This window comes from Paenibacillus wenxiniae, from assembly GCF_039822605.1.
Taxonomy (GTDB): domain Bacteria; phylum Bacillota; class Bacilli; order Paenibacillales; family Paenibacillaceae; genus Saccharibacillus; species Saccharibacillus wenxiniae.
The window spans coordinates 1-15,621 of record NZ_JBCGUH010000009.1 but is presented as its reverse complement, the minus strand read 5'-3'; the positions used below and the strand labels follow the sequence as shown (position 1 = coordinate 15,621).

General features: G+C 45.4%; 8 protein-coding genes, 7 tRNA genes and 1 rRNA gene. 2 read left to right on the top strand and 14 right to left on the bottom strand.

Annotated elements, in window-relative coordinates; all coding sequences use genetic code 11:
* Positions 1-89 precede the first annotated feature (89 nt).
* The gene (locus AAHF22_RS16255) at positions 90-1,085 is read left to right on the top strand and encodes a Gfo/Idh/MocA family protein (protein ID WP_347326205.1); all 996 of its coding nucleotides are present in this window, start codon (positions 90-92) and stop codon (positions 1,083-1,085) included.
* Between the two features lie 678 nt (positions 1,086-1,763).
* On the opposite strand, the gene AAHF22_RS16250 is transcribed toward AAHF22_RS16255, so the two are convergent.
* The 6 genes from AAHF22_RS16250 to AAHF22_RS16225 form a co-directional block, all read right to left on the bottom strand.
* The gene (locus AAHF22_RS16250; protein ID WP_347326076.1) at positions 1,764-2,555 is read right to left on the bottom strand and encodes a MurR/RpiR family transcriptional regulator; all 792 of its coding nucleotides are present in this window, start codon (positions 2,553-2,555) and stop codon (positions 1,764-1,766) included.
* Between the two features lie 463 nt (positions 2,556-3,018).
* A complete protein-coding gene (locus AAHF22_RS16245) occupies positions 3,019-4,431 on the bottom strand; it encodes a sucrose-specific PTS transporter subunit IIBC (protein WP_347326075.1) in 1,413 nt (470 codons plus the stop codon).
* Positions 4,432-4,498: 67 nt separating this feature from the next.
* Positions 4,499-6,010 (bottom strand): glycoside hydrolase family 32 protein, encoded by a 1,512-nt coding sequence (locus tag AAHF22_RS16240; RefSeq protein ID WP_347326074.1) that lies wholly within the window; start codon positions 6,008-6,010, stop codon positions 4,499-4,501.
* A 473-nt stretch (positions 6,011-6,483) separates the two neighbouring features.
* Entirely contained in the window at positions 6,484-7,470 is a 987-nt protein-coding gene (locus AAHF22_RS16235; RefSeq protein ID WP_347326073.1) for a LacI family DNA-binding transcriptional regulator, read from the bottom strand.
* 196 nt (positions 7,471-7,666) lie between these two features.
* Positions 7,667-9,817 carry a DNA topoisomerase 3 gene (locus AAHF22_RS16230; protein WP_347326072.1) on the bottom strand — a complete coding sequence of 717 codons (2,151 nt, stop codon included), beginning with the start codon at positions 9,815-9,817 and terminating at the stop codon, positions 7,667-7,669.
* A 1,112-nt stretch (positions 9,818-10,929) separates the two neighbouring features.
* On the bottom strand, positions 10,930-12,117 hold the full coding sequence (locus AAHF22_RS16225; protein ID WP_347326071.1) for a GNAT family N-acetyltransferase: 1,188 nt from the start codon (positions 12,115-12,117) through the stop codon (positions 10,930-10,932).
* Between the two features lie 1,039 nt (positions 12,118-13,156).
* On the opposite strand from AAHF22_RS16225, the gene AAHF22_RS16220 reads away from it, so the two are divergent.
* The gene (locus AAHF22_RS16220; RefSeq protein ID WP_347326070.1) at positions 13,157-14,146 is read left to right on the top strand and encodes a ketoacyl-ACP synthase III; all 990 of its coding nucleotides are present in this window, start codon (positions 13,157-13,159) and stop codon (positions 14,144-14,146) included.
* Positions 14,147-14,383: 237 nt separating this feature from the next.
* Here AAHF22_RS16220 and AAHF22_RS16215 read toward each other — a convergent pair.
* From AAHF22_RS16215 to rrf, 8 genes are all read right to left on the bottom strand, one after another.
* A tRNA-OTHER gene (locus AAHF22_RS16215) sits at positions 14,384-14,469 on the bottom strand.
* Between the two features lie 204 nt (positions 14,470-14,673).
* A tRNA-Gly gene (locus AAHF22_RS16210) sits at positions 14,674-14,748 on the bottom strand.
* Positions 14,749-14,754: 6 nt separating this feature from the next.
* Positions 14,755-14,841, bottom strand: a tRNA-Leu gene (locus tag AAHF22_RS16205).
* A 39-nt stretch (positions 14,842-14,880) separates the two neighbouring features.
* Positions 14,881-14,956, bottom strand: a tRNA-Lys gene (locus AAHF22_RS16200).
* A 12-nt stretch (positions 14,957-14,968) separates the two neighbouring features.
* A tRNA-Gln gene (locus AAHF22_RS16195) sits at positions 14,969-15,043 on the bottom strand.
* Between the two features lie 23 nt (positions 15,044-15,066).
* Positions 15,067-15,139: transfer RNA gene (locus tag AAHF22_RS16190), tRNA-His, on the bottom strand.
* Between the two features lie 31 nt (positions 15,140-15,170).
* Positions 15,171-15,246: transfer RNA gene (locus AAHF22_RS16185), tRNA-Thr, on the bottom strand.
* Positions 15,247-15,307: 61 nt separating this feature from the next.
* Positions 15,308-15,424, bottom strand: a 5S ribosomal RNA gene (rrf, locus tag AAHF22_RS16180).
* Between the last annotated feature and the right edge of the window lie 197 nt (positions 15,425-15,621).

Here is a 15,621-nt window from a genome sequence, read left to right as displayed (position 1 = left end):
CATCTTCCGATGCTATCATTACGAGATGGTTATATTTTATTCGTCTATATGCTAAAGGAGATTATGCAATGAACCGTACAACGTCTATGATGAAAATCGGCATAATCAGTACAGGTAGCATTACCGAAGCTTTTCTCGCTGCTCTGTCGCAAGTAGAACAGGCTACTTGTACTGCCATCTATTCACGCAAAGAAACGAATGCACGCCTGTTCACACAGCAATACAATATTGCTCATCTGTACACTAATCTGGAGGACATGCTCTCCAGCGATGATGTGGACTGTGTGTATATCGCCTCACCAAACAGTCTTCATTTTGAGTACGCAAAGCGAGCATTACAGCATGGCAAGCACGTCATTTGCGAAAAGCCATTCACATCCAATGCCCATGAATTGCAGCAGCTGATTCAACTCGCCAAAGGGCAGCATCTATTCCTATTTGAAGCGATTACGAATATCCATCTGCCCAATTACCGCTGGCTGAAAGAGCAAATCCATCGCCTCGGTCAGCTACGTATCGTGCAGTGTAATTACAGTCAATATTCACGCCAATATGACCGGTTACTCGCTGGAGAGACACCCAATGTGTTCAATCCGCATTTTTCCGGCGGTGCGCTGATGGATATTAATGTGTATAATCTGCATTTTATTATGAATCTGTTCGGCAGGCCGCAGCAGCTCAGCTATACAGCGAATAAGCATGATAATGGCATCGATACGTCAGGCGTGCTGGTCATGCAATATGATGGCTTTATCGCAACCGCTGTAGGCAGCAAAGATACGACGGGTATGAACTTTGTACTTATTCAAGGGGAAAAGGGATTTATTCATGTGGAAAATGGCGCTAATGGCTGTCGTTCGATCCATTTGCATATCGGGGATACAACCGAGCAATACAATGCACACACTACCGACAACACGCTCTATTATGAACTGGTCGACTTTGTGAACATGTATCGTGATGGCGATTACGACGAGTGTTATCAGTTGCTTCATTATAGCTATGAGGTGATGCAAACGCTTGATAGGGCACGATACGATGCAGGTATTGTGTTTACAGCGGATGCGATGTCAAGCCAGCATTAATATTGAATAGCAGGCTGGATCAAACAGTGTTGTCATAATGCAAAACAAAAAATGCGGCTTGATCGATTGTTTCATTCATACTAGTGCGTGTACGCAAACTGTTTTGCTGGGCATAAACGATTCTAGCAAGCAATAAGGGGACAAACTCCAGTCTCGTACAGGAATCTACGGAGTAGCAAGTCATTGTAGATTCCCGTGCTCAAAGGCAGTGTGATATTTGGCTTCCGCAAAATCACTTTCTCATTCCACCCCGTGTTAGAAGATCGCTAACACTAGAAGCTGTAACATATTTTGCTTCGCAAAAATCACTTTTTCATTGCACCTCGTGTTAGAAGATCGCTAACACTAGAAGCTGTAACATATTTTGCTTCGCAAAAATCACTTTCTCATTGCACCTCGTGTTAGAAGATTGCTAACACTAGAGACTGTAACATATTTTGCTTCCGCAAAAATCACTTTCTCATTGCACCCCGTGTTAGAAGATCGCTAACACTAGAAGCTGTAACATATTTTGCTTCGCAAAAATCACTTTCTCATTGCACCCCGTGTTAGAAGATCGCTAACACTAGAAGCTGTAACATATTTTGCTTCCGCAAAAATCACTTTCTCATTGCACCTCGTGTTAGAAGATCGCTAACACTAGAAGTCATCCCTCCCTTTAGTTCCTTGCCTCTGTTCCTAATCTTCTGTATCTGTCCTATCTGCTATCGTACCTGCATACAGCACATCAAATACGTACTGCGCCGACATCATCGCATACATTTTTCCCAGCATGCCAGGACGCTGTGCATACGTATATAACGTATAATAACATAACTCTGACAACGGCGAATCTTGCACGGTGAGCGCGACGACGCGCCGATTATTACTTTTCAACGTATGCGCAATATCGAGCATGCTGTGATTGCGCCCGGTGTGCGAGATGACGAAGGATAGGGTGGATCGGTCCATATGTGGGCTGGACAAATAATGATGATTGGCATGGTTTTGCGCAATCGCGGTTAGACCGATCTCATTCCAACGTGCACAGGCAAGCTCGGCAGTATAATAATTGCTATCACTGCCATACACATCAATCCGCTTTGCTTCGCTAATCCATTGGATCACTTGCTGTAGTGTTTCTGGTACACACATCCGCTGCGTCTCAATCAGCGCTTCATCGTACACATCAGTGATCGTCTGCAAATGCTGGGCTACACCGATTGTGTCCTGTACGTGTGACGATTGCGTCGCCTGGCGCTGCTCTGGCGACAGTTCTAACGCCAGCTTTAATTGAAAATCGGGATAACCGCTCAAGCCTAGCTTTTTGCATAGGCGCACAATCGTGGATGCACTCGTTAATGTCAGACGTGCTAGCTGCTGCGCATTATGATCAAACACGACCTGTGGCTGTTTTACAATATAATCGACGACATGGCGCTCCTGTGTCGTCAGATGTTGTGTGTGTTTTAATTGTTTCCATAACGTCATGAATATTCGCTCCTGCCGGATCATCCACTGTATAGGTCATAGCTTATCATTTTATGATGTACAGGGTGGATGATTCGCATTTCTATATCGTAGTTTGTATGCTTACTATAGCAAAATGAAAACTAAAAAGCAGGCAACCGTGAGAGCGATGGCTGCCTGCTTTTTATAGAGATGATGTTATATCATTTACGATTTTGTCGTGTTTGACCGCAATAGCTCTAGCAATATGCTACTACATCGCTATCTACTTGGACCTACTCAAGTGCAAAGCTGGCTTTACTGCCTCTTATGAAAATACGCGCATACCCCGCTACGAATTTCTTACATGCTGTCCGACATGCTACAGCACACTTCCAGCACTTTGCTACTTGCTACTTGCTACTTGCTACTTGCTACTAATTAATTCTAGCAAAGCTGTAGGATAACTACTACACGTTATCCACTACCCTTTTCCAGCAAGCTCTTATTTCCCTGAAATCTTCATCTCATTCAACATCTTATCGCTGAACCCGAATACCCATGTCAGCACAAATCCAACCGCAATCGCTACCCCATTGCACAAAATGTACATCGGCAACTGCGAGTTCAGATACAGCAGTGTGCCCGGCAATACCGTAATCGCCATACCTGTACCAGCAAGATGGAACAGGGAAGCAAGGAAACCACCTGCTGCTCCACCGATCAGTCCCATCACAAACGGTTTCATATAGCGCAAATTCACACCGAAGATCGCTGGCTCGGTAATACCGAGGAAAGCGGAGAACGAGGATGGCAGTGCCAGTGCTTTTAGCTTTTTGTCTTTCGTTTTCAGACCTACTGCAAGACAAGCGGCTGCCTGCGCAGCCATTGCGCACGTAATAATCGCATTAAATGGATTTGCACCTGTACGCTCCAAAAGCTGAATTTCCAGCAGGTTGAAAATATGATGCACCCCGGTAACAACGACAATCTGATGCAGACCACCGATCACAATACCGGCAATGCCATACGGTAAATTAAGCACAGCCGTTGTTGCATTCAATACGACTTCTTCAAGCGAGTGGAAGATCGGACCAATCGCAAACAGCCCCAGTGTGATCATAATGAGCAACGTCAGAAATGGGGTCAGAATCAAATCAAGCGCTTCCGGAATGCGCTTACGTAAAAAGCGTTCCAGCTTCGCACCAAGCAGGCCGACAACGAATGCCGGAATAACCGACCCTTGATAACCAACGACCGGAATAAAGTCAAAGAAGCGAAGTGCTTGCGCGGAACCATCTGCTACTGAATACGCATTCGGCAGTGCCGGGTTAACGAGCATCAGACCAAGAATAATCCCCAGTACCGGACTGCCGCCAAATACGCGGAATGCCGACCATGCTACTAAGGCTGGTAAGAAGGCAAAAGCAGTATCTGTTAGCACCTGTGTATAGAGCAGGAAGTTCGGCGAAATCGTCTCTTTGGTCATTCCGAACAGCGCTAGAATTTCAGGCTGTGTGAGCAAGCCACGCATCCCCATGAACAAGCCGGTCGCAACCAGCACTGGAATAATCGGCACGAACACGTCGCCAAATGTGCGAATCGCACGCTGGAAGCCGCTTCCTTGCTGCTTCGCCTGGCTTTTCACTTCCTCTTTGCTGGAGCCGTCCAGACCCATCTTCTCCATTTCCTCATAGATCTGATTCACCGTGCCTGTTCCGAAGATGATCTGATACTGTCCGGAGTTGAAAAAAGCACCTTTAACTTTATCTATGTTTTCGACCCGGTTTTGATCGATTTTTTCCTTGTCATTTACCATAATGCGAAGTCGGGTCGCACAATGGGCGAAGGAAGCAATATTGTCCCGTCCTCCAACCGCCTCCAGCACTTCATTGGCAATTTCATGATTTTGCGCCATCTTTATTCATCCTCTCTTCTATATATCTGCCATTGCAGCACATGTCCACCTCTGCTATTAGGTACATTCATTGTTGCGATTTAAAGCAGTAATTCCATTTTTCAACATGAAGCCCCACCTGCCCAGCTTCGGCAAAAAATACAATCCCCTGACTGCTAGGCTGCGGGAAAATACGGCTTGTGAACACAGCCTCTCCATCATTCGCAAAAATCTCTATCGACGACACATCTACAAAAATCTGTAATCGCTCCAGCGGACGCTCCAATTCGCAACTACGTATCGTCCCATAATCTTCAGCGAGCGGCTGTCCGGATGCCGAACGATCCAGTATTAAACGTTGACGATTGGCTTCATAGCGAAGTAGAGTATGCTCCTGCTCTCCAACACGCAGCTCCATGCCAAAAGCTTGCGCTGCTGTGGTATTCGTATCCATCGCAGTCAGATCCACCCGGCAATCCAGCTCATACGCTATTCCGTCTATACCCGCATAACTGCTACGACCTTCTGAGAGGATACCTGCAAATTCCGCTTTCTCCCCACGTCGTAATGCCAGCTCCTGAACAGGTCGTTGCAACAGCACTCCATCTTTACGCAGTTCTAGCTCACGCGGTAATGTTAGGCAATGCGCCCAACCCTGATCATCTGTCGGATACGCGATATCCGGCAATCCCATCCATCCGACCAGAATACGTCTGCCATTCGGACCGAGTGCGGTTTGCGGAGCATAGAAGTCGAATCCAACATCCAATTCACGAAATGAACCATGCTCCAGTTCTAGCTGTGGCAATTGAAGGGGCTTCCCACTCACATAGCCGGATTGATAAATATTGCGATACTGTTCTCCTTCAGAAGCAATTCCCTGGGGACAGAACAACAGCACCGCCTGCCCGTTCATTTCAAAATAATCCGGGCATTCCCACATGTATCCAAACTGCGGAAGCATGGTCTGCAATTCACCGAGCAGTTCCCATTCCAGCATATGACGTGAACGATATAGCACGATTGCGCCTGTCAGATCATCCCGCTGTGCTCCAATCACACAGTAAAACCATTCGCCATCCTGCCATACTTTTGGATCACGGAAATGATCCGTATACCCTGCTGGTACATTGGCAATGACCGGCTCCTTCAGCTTATGAATCTCACCATCCTCATTCATAATGGCCATACATTGATAAGGATGTCGCTGCCACTGCGTATCACGCGTATTGCCCGTATACATCAGGTACAGCTTGCCATCATGTGTGATGCCACTACCGGAGTAAGCACCGTGCGAATCAAACCAATCGCCAGGCTTCACACCAATTCCACAATCGATCCAGTTGGTCAGATCGGTTGATTTTAGATGATACCAGTATTTCAGTCCATGATCCGTACCGAGCGGAAACCACTGATAAAACAAATGATAGTAGCCATCATAATAAGCAAATCCATTCGGATCATTAAGCAGTCCCATCGCAGGTTGAATATGATACTGCTGACGCCACGGTGAAGATTCACTTTGATGCAGCAACTGCTCTATTTCCTGGGGAGCGACATCTTCCAATCGTCGGTATTTCTGTTCTCTCGTCATTTTCATCGTTATTCTCCATATTTACGGAACCGGTTCCAATTCGCTTAAAAAATAATATCATTTAGTGTATGTAAGGCGTTGTATACGACCTGCTAAATGATACTATTTTTGAAACTTGATCAGATGATCCGTGTCCCTGATTGTAATATCGTGTATAGATGTTTTAATAATTATATATAGATATTTTGATATAAGATACATTTCAAAAGGTGATCACATACTGATACTACCACTTCGTATTCTACTCTCATCGCCTCTAAGGAACCGGTTCCAAAATTGTTTAAATAACAACTGATTCCTGGTGGAGATCAGTTGTTGATTATTATTTACATTCATCCAATCGCTTATATTGATCCAGATGTTCATCCAACCATACAGAACAGCTTCCATTGCTGCGAGTCGCCATACATGATCAGCTATGATCTTGTATCCGGTTACAGTGATTTGGAACCGATTCCAAAGTTATTATAAAACCGAATTTAGCATTTGTCAACGCTTTCTCGTTGTAATAATTCGTAATCCATCACGGTGACCATCTGCACATGTTGACGATGCACCAGCTTCACGATATCTTGAGCAGCGATTTTACCCGCTTCCTGATACGGATAACGAATCGTGGTCAATGCAGGATGAACAACTTCTGTCACATCGTATCCACCGAATCCAGTTATCGACAACTGACCGGGAATTTCAATCCCTAATTCATGTGCTGCCTTCATAACCCCCAGGGCGATATTATCTGTCGCACAGACGATAATCGTTGCATCCAAAGGTTGTTGCAGGAGCTGTAGTGCATACTGGCGTGCATCCGACATTCGAAAGCTTGTTTCATAATAAGCAACTGTACATGCCCCGGTTTCCTCCACCGCTCGTGTAAAGCCTTGCTTCCGTCGTACTCCGACTGCGATATCTTGCTCGGTGACACCGAGATAAGCAAGACGACGATGCCCTCGATCCAGTACATAGCGACCTAGCTCGTAGCCTGCATCATAATCATTATGGATCAGACTATGGATCTGTTCATGTTGCTGCCCGACAAGTAATACAGGAATATTAGTCGTCTCAATAGCTTCCAGATGTTCGTCTGTAATACGTGCTGCCAGTAAAATAATACCGGATATTTTCTGCCGAGCTAGCTCATAGATCGCTTCAATTTCCCGATTCATATCCTGACTTGTATTGGTGATCAGCATCCGACAGCCTTGATTGCGCAATTGATCGTCAATCCCCATTAACGTATGCGAGGTCGCAAAGGAATCCAGCCGCGGAACGATCGTGCCGATAATGTTGGCTGTTTTGGCTTTCAGGCTCTGGGCAAATGTATTGGGCACATAGCCTGTTTCCTTGATCACCTGTTCAATTTTATGGCGTGTAGCTACACTGACCGATCCTCCGTTTAAATAGCGCGATACCGTACTTTTTGCCACACCGGCAATTCGGGCAATATCTGCAATTGTCTTGCTCATGTTAACCTCCATAAGGGCGCTCCATGTGAAGCGCCCGCGTGATCGGCTATTCGCCTGTTATGCACCATTCAACAACTTGAATGTTCTACTGCTATATATACGACTTTTATGACGTAATCCCTGCCTGAATCTCAGTCTCTACTTGTATAAGCAAGCAATATTTAGAATAAACTGGTAATACAGACACCGGTTACAGTTACTCCGATTTATTTTGCAAAGCAGCTTTCAGCAGATCCCCCAGACTCGAACCAAATTCCTCTTTTTGTTCAAATTGCTTCACCAGCTTTTGCTGCTCTCGCTTGTTCACTGGACGTCCGCCATCCTTGTTCAATACTTCTGTAATTCCGCAGCCAATACATTGCACATATTTACCTGCCTTGCCATCTTTGATCTCCATCTTTTTGTGGCATTGCGGACAACGACGATTTGCAAGCTGCTTTTCCGTAGAACGTCGATATCCACAACTTTCTGCCGGGCAAACGAGAAATTTGCTACGCTTGGACTTTTTCTCCAACATACGTGTACCACAGTCCGGGCAGTGGCTATGCGATAGATTATGCGGCTTATACTCTACCTCACTCGCTTTTACAGCATTTACGAGCGAAGCTGCCATTTCACGAATGTCCTGCAAAAATGCTTCCGGTTTCCCTTGCCCGCGGGCAATGCGCTCTAATTCTGCTTCCCAGCGCGCAGTCAGCTCCGGTGTACGCAGCTGGGGCGATGCTAGCTCGATTAGCTGTGTCCCTTTACCAGTCGGATGAAGCGAATGCCCCTGACGCTCAATCGTATCCGATGACACGAGTTTTTCGATAAGATCTGCACGTGTAGCAGGTGTGCCGAGTCCGTGCTTTTCCATCCGTGATAACAGTGTAGCTTCAGTATAACGTTTGGGTGGTAAAGTACGTCCATTACGTACAAGCGTACGTTGAATCCCATGTGACTCACCCTGCTTTAGCTCTGGCAACGATTGAGTCGCATGTTCCCGCTCCATTTCAGGGGAATGGTTCTCTGTCTCTTCATCCTCATCGTCCTGCCATGATTCATCATAGACTGTTTTCCAGCCATGCTCCTTCACAGTCACACCACTTGCATGAAACGTCTCACCAGCCGCCTCAACCGTCACCTGCACCGTATCATAACGCGCAGCCGGATAAAATAAACTAATAAATCGACGTGCAATCAAATCATATAGCTTGCGCTCATCCGCGGTCAGACGATTCAAAAGCACCGTTTCCTCTGTCGGAATAATCGCATGATGATCGCTTACTTTACTATCATCGACGATTCGGCGTGTGACATTCAGTTTGCCACGCAGCAACGGACGGGCAAGTGTAGCATACGGACCGACAGCGACACTGTTCAGACGCTCTTTGAACGTATCGGTCATATCAGCGGATAAATAACGTGAATCTGTACGCGGATACGTTACGAGCTTGTGCTGTTCATATAGCTTTTGCAGCACATTCGACGTATGCTTGGCAGAAAATCCGTGGCGTCGATTCGCATCACGTTGCAGCTCGGTCAGATCATACGCAAGCGGATGCGGCTCCTGTCGCTCACTCTTTTTAATCTCACGAATACGAGCTTCCTTGCCTTCCAGCTTCTGCTGAAGCTGTTGTACGTGCGCAGCTTCAAACAATCTACCGTCTCCTTGCTTACTCCGCCACTGTGCTTGAAATTCACCCAGATCAATCTGCAACGTCTGATAATCCTGCGAACGGAAATTGCGAATGTCCTGCTCACGTTGCATAATCATACCCAGTGTAGGCGTCTGCACACGTCCTGCGGATAGCTGGGCATCGAATTTACACGTCAACGCACGCGTCACATTGAGTCCGATCATCCAATCGGCTTCTGCCCGGCAACGTGCCGATTCGTACAAACGATCAAATTCTTTACCTGGTCGCAGCTTGTTAAACCCTTCTCGAATCGCTCGATCCGTCTGCGAGGAAATCCATAAGCGCTGAAATGGCTTTTTCCAGCCCGCCATATTGATAATCCAGCGTGCCAGCAATTCACCTTCACGCGCTGCATCTGTAGCGACAATAAGAGCGCCTACATCGTTGCGCTTCATCAGATGCTGCACGATTTTATATTGATGCGAACTCTCACGTAATACTTTCAATCGCATCCGATCCGGTAAAATCGGTAAATCTTCCAAATTCCATTTCTGATACTGCTTGTTATAATCTTCCGGCTCAGCCAGTCCAACTAGATGTCCCAGCGCCCATGTGACAATATAAGTCGGCCCTTCCAAATATCCTTTATGCTGTTGATCGCTTCCCATCACGCGTGCAATCTCTTTTGCGACAGATGGCTTCTCCGCCAGTACAAGCGTTTTACTCATAATGTTGCCGTCCTCTCTCGGTTCCTGTTTCCTTCTTATTTCCGTTTGGATTCTAATGGCTGTTCTGCTTTTCATCGTCATCTAATATTCAATACATTCCAGTGAACGATATTCGTGTATCTACGAAAGTGATCGCGTATGATTATAACTATGATAATTGGACATTCCCGCGTATCAATTGACCTGTAAGACCGCTACTTTGACCAGCTTAAATCGAAAGTCTAATCTACTCTATTGTATGAAATATGCACCTGCATACATCACGCCATGAACTCATCTTGGCTGTATATTATCAAATTACGTATTTAACGCGGTCAATGTACTAATACCTTTAACACTTTGACCACGATTTATTTTAACTTTAAATTCGCTTCAAATCCTGAATTGTAGATATGCCAGCACATGATCAAAGCTACTATTTAACTTGATTTAGATACTAGCCCTATCGTTTGTGAGCCAAAATCGATCGATAATTCTTTTCAAGTTTACAAACGCGCATTCCATCACGCATTCAAATATCGTGTTTAGTGTTTGATCGTTCGTCGTTCGTCGTTCGTCGTTCGTCGTTCGTCGTTCGTCGTTCGTCGTTCGTCGTTCGTCGTTCGTCGTTCGTCGTTCGTCGTTCGTCGTTCGTCGTTCGTCGCAAATGGTAACCTGATTGCTATAAAAATACCATGTATAAATGTACCATAATTCAACCTATTATGCAGACGATTCAGTAATATTGCTCACTTCTAGTTCCCCTTGCATGCCTACATACTTCTCTTTGCTCCCCCTCTTTTCTCAGAACCCATTCCCCTTACAAACATCTCCCACGCTTCCACTCTTCTCTATCATCCAACGCCTAAATCGAAGACGTCCCCACAATCAAAAAGGCCTTTCTACCCATCCAACACATCCTGTAAAATGAACAATCGGCTCCGAAGAGTCACCTCTTATTCATCCATCAGCATATATCTCCTGGCAAAAAGACCTTTTCCTATCGTATTCCAGTTCACATCAAATTCCAGCTTAGATTATGTTCAGGTTTAACCCGTGCTCAAGTTCATATCCCATTCCAACTTGTATTGCGTTCCCGCTATACTTAACCTGAGTAAACCTCGATATTTCACTTAGAAAAAGTCCATCAAATGCGTTCCACGTCTCGGAATTAGCTTTTCCAGCAATTGAATCGCCTGCTCATCGCCATCTAGCTGCTCCCAACGAGATAGCTCACTCGGACGCTTGTACCCCATCAGCATCGCTGTCCATACCCGTATATCTGCCTTCACTTGAACATCGTTTGCCGATTGCGCCACATCTTCATCTGACTCCATCTGCTTCACCGTTGCATGTCCGTCCGCATCCCATACGATCTGCCATACGCCAGCATTCCATTCTGCCACCCGATCGCTAATTTCAATCGTCAGCTGCCCGGTAGTACCGTGCTCAAATGGATACTGCTCCAGAAATGCTTTCACATCGACAATCCGCGCCATAAAATAAGGGACCTTCTGCTGCTCAATCCGCGGGTCCTGCAACAAATACGGAAGACCGTCATCCAGTGGCGCTTTTAGCTTCACATGCTGCACCATCGAATCATGATTGGAAATGTACGTCCACAACCCGCGACGTGCTTCCTCGGTCGTATAGGCAATCTCACTAATATTCATTTCTTTATCGAGCACGGTATACAAAATATACCCTTGCGCCTGTCCATCATTTGCATAATACACAGCTGTACGCGTATCGTCCGAGCGAAGCGTTGCATTTGTCCACCTTTCGATATCGCGCACAAGCGTGCCGTTGTACTGACTCGCATATTGCCCATAGATCGAGTGCAATAATTCCAGATCACGTACACCACGCTTGATATATCCATCCGTTTGCACTTTTGCAGGCAATAATGCAGTTGGAATCGTGTATTGCATATATTCCGTATACAGCTCCCAACCATATTTACGATAAAACGGAAAATAAAACGGATGTAAAAAGGAGACCGACTGTCCTTGCTGCTTCATCAGTTGCAAAGCATGACGAAGCAGCTGATCCACCAGCCCCTGACGACGATTTTCTGGCCACGTGGCTACACCCGCAATACCGCCCATCTCCATACTTTGTTGCTGTATGTACGTTTGAAAAGGAATCAGCTTTAGCTGAGCTTGCAGCACACCGTCTTCAAAAACTCCCCATACACGTTCCGGCTTAAACAACTGTCGTGACTGCTCTATCTCTTCCGCATTGAGCTTATATTGAAAAGCATAACTCGACAACTCCATATGCTGTTCAAATTCTTCTGCTTTCAACTGTCTGATTTCCAATTCATTCTCCTCCATTCTATAAATAGCCGATCTCGACTACCGCTTTCATCCCCCAACATCATAACAGACTTTTGGAAACGTACCAAATACAGTGCTGTGCCTTTTCCTCCCCTTGCTTACGACTCTGTAAACTACTCTGTAAGCCCCCATCTCAGCTATAGTGTTATTTTCATTTAAATAAATACGTATTTGTACAAATATACTTATAACGATGCTCACGTTGCTTCAGTTAGCTCGCCGCATGTAAACGACCCAATCAGCTCACGATTCGCCCAAGCATTATATTCTTTGAATAAATGCAGTGCTATCTTATAAGAAGACCAGTAGAACGCTGTTATAGCTGAAGTTGATCACGTATTATAATTTTTATTTACTTCGACTTCACGATTTGTTAGTATTAGTACCAGATACTAATACTAGGTATTATAAAAATCACTCTGTATCATTATGTTTGAATCGCTGTATATGTAAACTGATCTGTATCTTTTCAATACGAGTTGAACCTCCAACCTACTGATTACAAGTTAGAGGTTCTACCTACTCTATTGTTTATGTCATTATTTTCATTTATTATTTTCAGTCATTGTTTTTAGTTATTGTTTTTAGTCGTTATTTTAGTTGTTGCTTTCTAGTTATTGCTTTTCATCATTATCTTGTGGTCATTATTTTTGTTATTACCTCATCCATCATCACTATGATAAAACACTAACTCATTCTTTGACTTATTCATTTCTTTGCAAGCAATAGACTATAAGCGCTGACGGCATTATCATGCAATATCCCAATCTTTTCATTTCTAAAACAGTAACATGCACCATCATTCACTGCTCTACAGCCATCAACGACCACGATACAGATCGGATCAGACCGGTACCATTCCACTGCTATTGTATACTATTAAATTAATGCTTCCATCTAACCTATTTGTACACTTATCATAAAATGAAGCAGGTTCGTCTATTGTTCCAATCGCTTGCTATCGCTGTACATGTACACTACATCATTATTCGCTGTATAACTATAAAATGAGGTGACCCGGATGATTCAATCTAAAGCTCGTCTTACTGCTCTTGGAACATACGTACCAGAAAAACGACTGACCAATGCTGATCTGGAGCAAATGGTCGACACTTCGGATGAATGGATTGTCCAACGTACCGGTATGCGAGAACGCAGAGTCGCTGCTCCCGACCAATTTAGTTCTTCGCTCGGTATAGAAGCTGTACAGCATATGCTCCAACATCACTCGGTTACGATTGACGATGTGGAATTGATCATCGTAGCGACTACGACAGCCGACTATGTATTTCCCAGTGTAGCCGCACAAATTCAAGCTCATTTTGGCATTTCCAAAGCAGGAGTCTTTGACCTGAACGCAACCTGCGCTGGTTTTGTGTATGCATTACATATGGCAAATAGCCTGGTTACATCCGGTATGCATCGCAAAATTCTCGTCATTGCCAGTGAGACGATGACCAAAACATTAGATTATACCGACCGCAGCACATGCATTTTATTTGGTGACGGTGCAGGTGCCGCCCTGATTGAATACGACGCCGATCAGCCAAGCTTTATCGATGTTATTATGGATAGCGATGGTGGCGGCGGACAGCATGTATATCGCAGCAGCCTTTCCACACATATCAATGGGACGCCAATGGAAGGCAACGGCAACATTTATCAAAATGGCCGTGAGGTGTACAAATGGGCTGTCCGTACAGTTCCACAAGGATTGCGCAAATTGCTCGAACAGAATGAGTGGACAACCGAGCAAGTAGACTGGTTTATTCCGCACAGCGCGAATCTCAAAATGATCGATTCGATTTGCGAGAAATCCGGTATACCCTTTACCCGTACATTAACGAGTGCCGAATGGTTCGGCAATACGTCCTCTGCTTCGATCCCACTCGCCCTACAACAAGGTGTAGAAGACGGAAAAGTACAAGCAGGCAATACACTGCTCCTGTACGGCTTTGGCGCAGGTTTAACACAGATGGGTATGCTTCTTCAATGGAACCCCACAAAATAACCATTCACACCATCAGGAAGTATCTGAAAGCTCTAGGCTATCCTATGGCTTCACTCCTATTGCTTCCCTTTTTACTAAACTAGACTTTTTGCTAAATTAGATCCACCCGAATCTAAGCTCCAGTCCAGTAGCTATTACCTTTTTTCAGTAGCTATTATCTTTTGTGAATAGGTAAATTATACAGAAAGAGGCTGCTCTCCATGTCATGATCGACATGAGAACAGCCTCTTTTTATTAAGCGGGTGATGGGATTCGAACCCAAGCTCCAGTTCAGTAACTACAGGTCACGTAAACCGGACGTTCTACCACAGAACGACACTCGCGGATCAGGAGGTCAAGGTTTAACGCTTTGTGAATACACGGCAATCGACAATGATAACATTCAATATCGTTCATTGAACCTCATTTCGCCTACCTACAAGCCAAATTCAAGCCTTAAACCCAAAACAAAAGCGCCTTCGATCGGGAATATAGGAAACGTTAAACCGTTTCTATTATGCCCATTCTGGCACCTACTGGAATCTATATGGAGCGGACGACGGGAATCGAACCCGCGACCCTCGCCTTGGCAAGGCGATGCTCTACCGCTGAGCCACGTCCGCATAATATGGTGCGGTCGAGAGGACTCGAACCTCCACGGGGGTAAGCCCACACGGACCTGAACCGTGCGCGTCTGCCAATTCCGCCACGACCGCATATTACACATTAAAAACATTCACCATCTATACAATAAATGGTGAGCCATGAAGGACTCGAACCTTCGACACCCTGATTAAAAGTCAGGTGCTCTACCAACTGAGCTAATGGCTCACAAAAATAAAATGGCAGGGGGTATAGGATTTGAACCTATGCGTGACGGAGTCAAAGTCCGTTGCCTTACCGCTTGGCTAACCCCCTACGGTATGAAAAGAAAAATAAAGGGCGATCGACGGGAATTGAACCCGCGAATGTCGGAGTCACAGTCCGATGCGTTAACCCCTTCGCCACGACCGCCACAAACACTTTTTATTTTCTTAAAAGAAAATGGTGCCGGCGAGAGGATTTGAACCCCCGACCTACTGATTACAAGTCAGTTGCTCTACCAACTGAGCTACACCGGCATAAAGTAAAGCTTTCAAGTATTTCATTGAAAACCTTAAGTAAAACAAAGTCTTACATTTCGCTTGGCGACGTCCTACTCTCCCAGGACCCTGCGGTCCAAGTACCATTGGCGCTGGAGGGCTTAACGGTCGTGTTCGGGATGGGTACGTGTGGAACCCCTCCGCCATCATCACCAAACGTTGGTTTTCGAAGCGTTGACTTCGTGGAATCTTCGGCGAGAACATCGAATGCCTCTATAAAAGATACCAGATACAGGTTAATCACCTGAAAACTGAATCCGAAACGAATCACCGCGTGTTTAGAAGTAGGATAAGCCCTCGACCGATTAGTATTGGTCAGCTCCATGCATTGCTGCACTTCCACCTCCAACCTAT

Bases quoted from the DNA above. Each gene is read 5' to 3' on its own strand.
- AAHF22_RS16235 (WP_347326073.1), bottom strand. From the start codon at position 7,470: ATGAGCAAGACAATTGCAGATATTGCCCGAATTGCCGGTGTGGCAAAA.
- AAHF22_RS16250 (WP_347326076.1), bottom strand. From the start codon at position 2,555: ATGACGTTATGGAAACAATTAAAACACACACAACATCTGACGACACAG.
- AAHF22_RS16245 (WP_347326075.1), bottom strand. From the start codon at position 4,431: ATGGCGCAAAATCATGAAATTGCCAATGAAGTGCTGGAGGCGGTTGGA.
- AAHF22_RS16240 (WP_347326074.1), bottom strand. From the start codon at position 6,010: ATGAAAATGACGAGAGAACAGAAATACCGACGATTGGAAGATGTCGCT.
- AAHF22_RS16230 (WP_347326072.1), bottom strand. From the start codon at position 9,817: ATGAGTAAAACGCTTGTACTGGCGGAGAAGCCATCTGTCGCAAAAGAG.
- AAHF22_RS16255 (WP_347326205.1), top strand. From the start codon at position 90: ATGAAAATCGGCATAATCAGTACAGGTAGCATTACCGAAGCTTTTCTC.
- AAHF22_RS16220 (WP_347326070.1), top strand. From the start codon at position 13,157: ATGATTCAATCTAAAGCTCGTCTTACTGCTCTTGGAACATACGTACCA.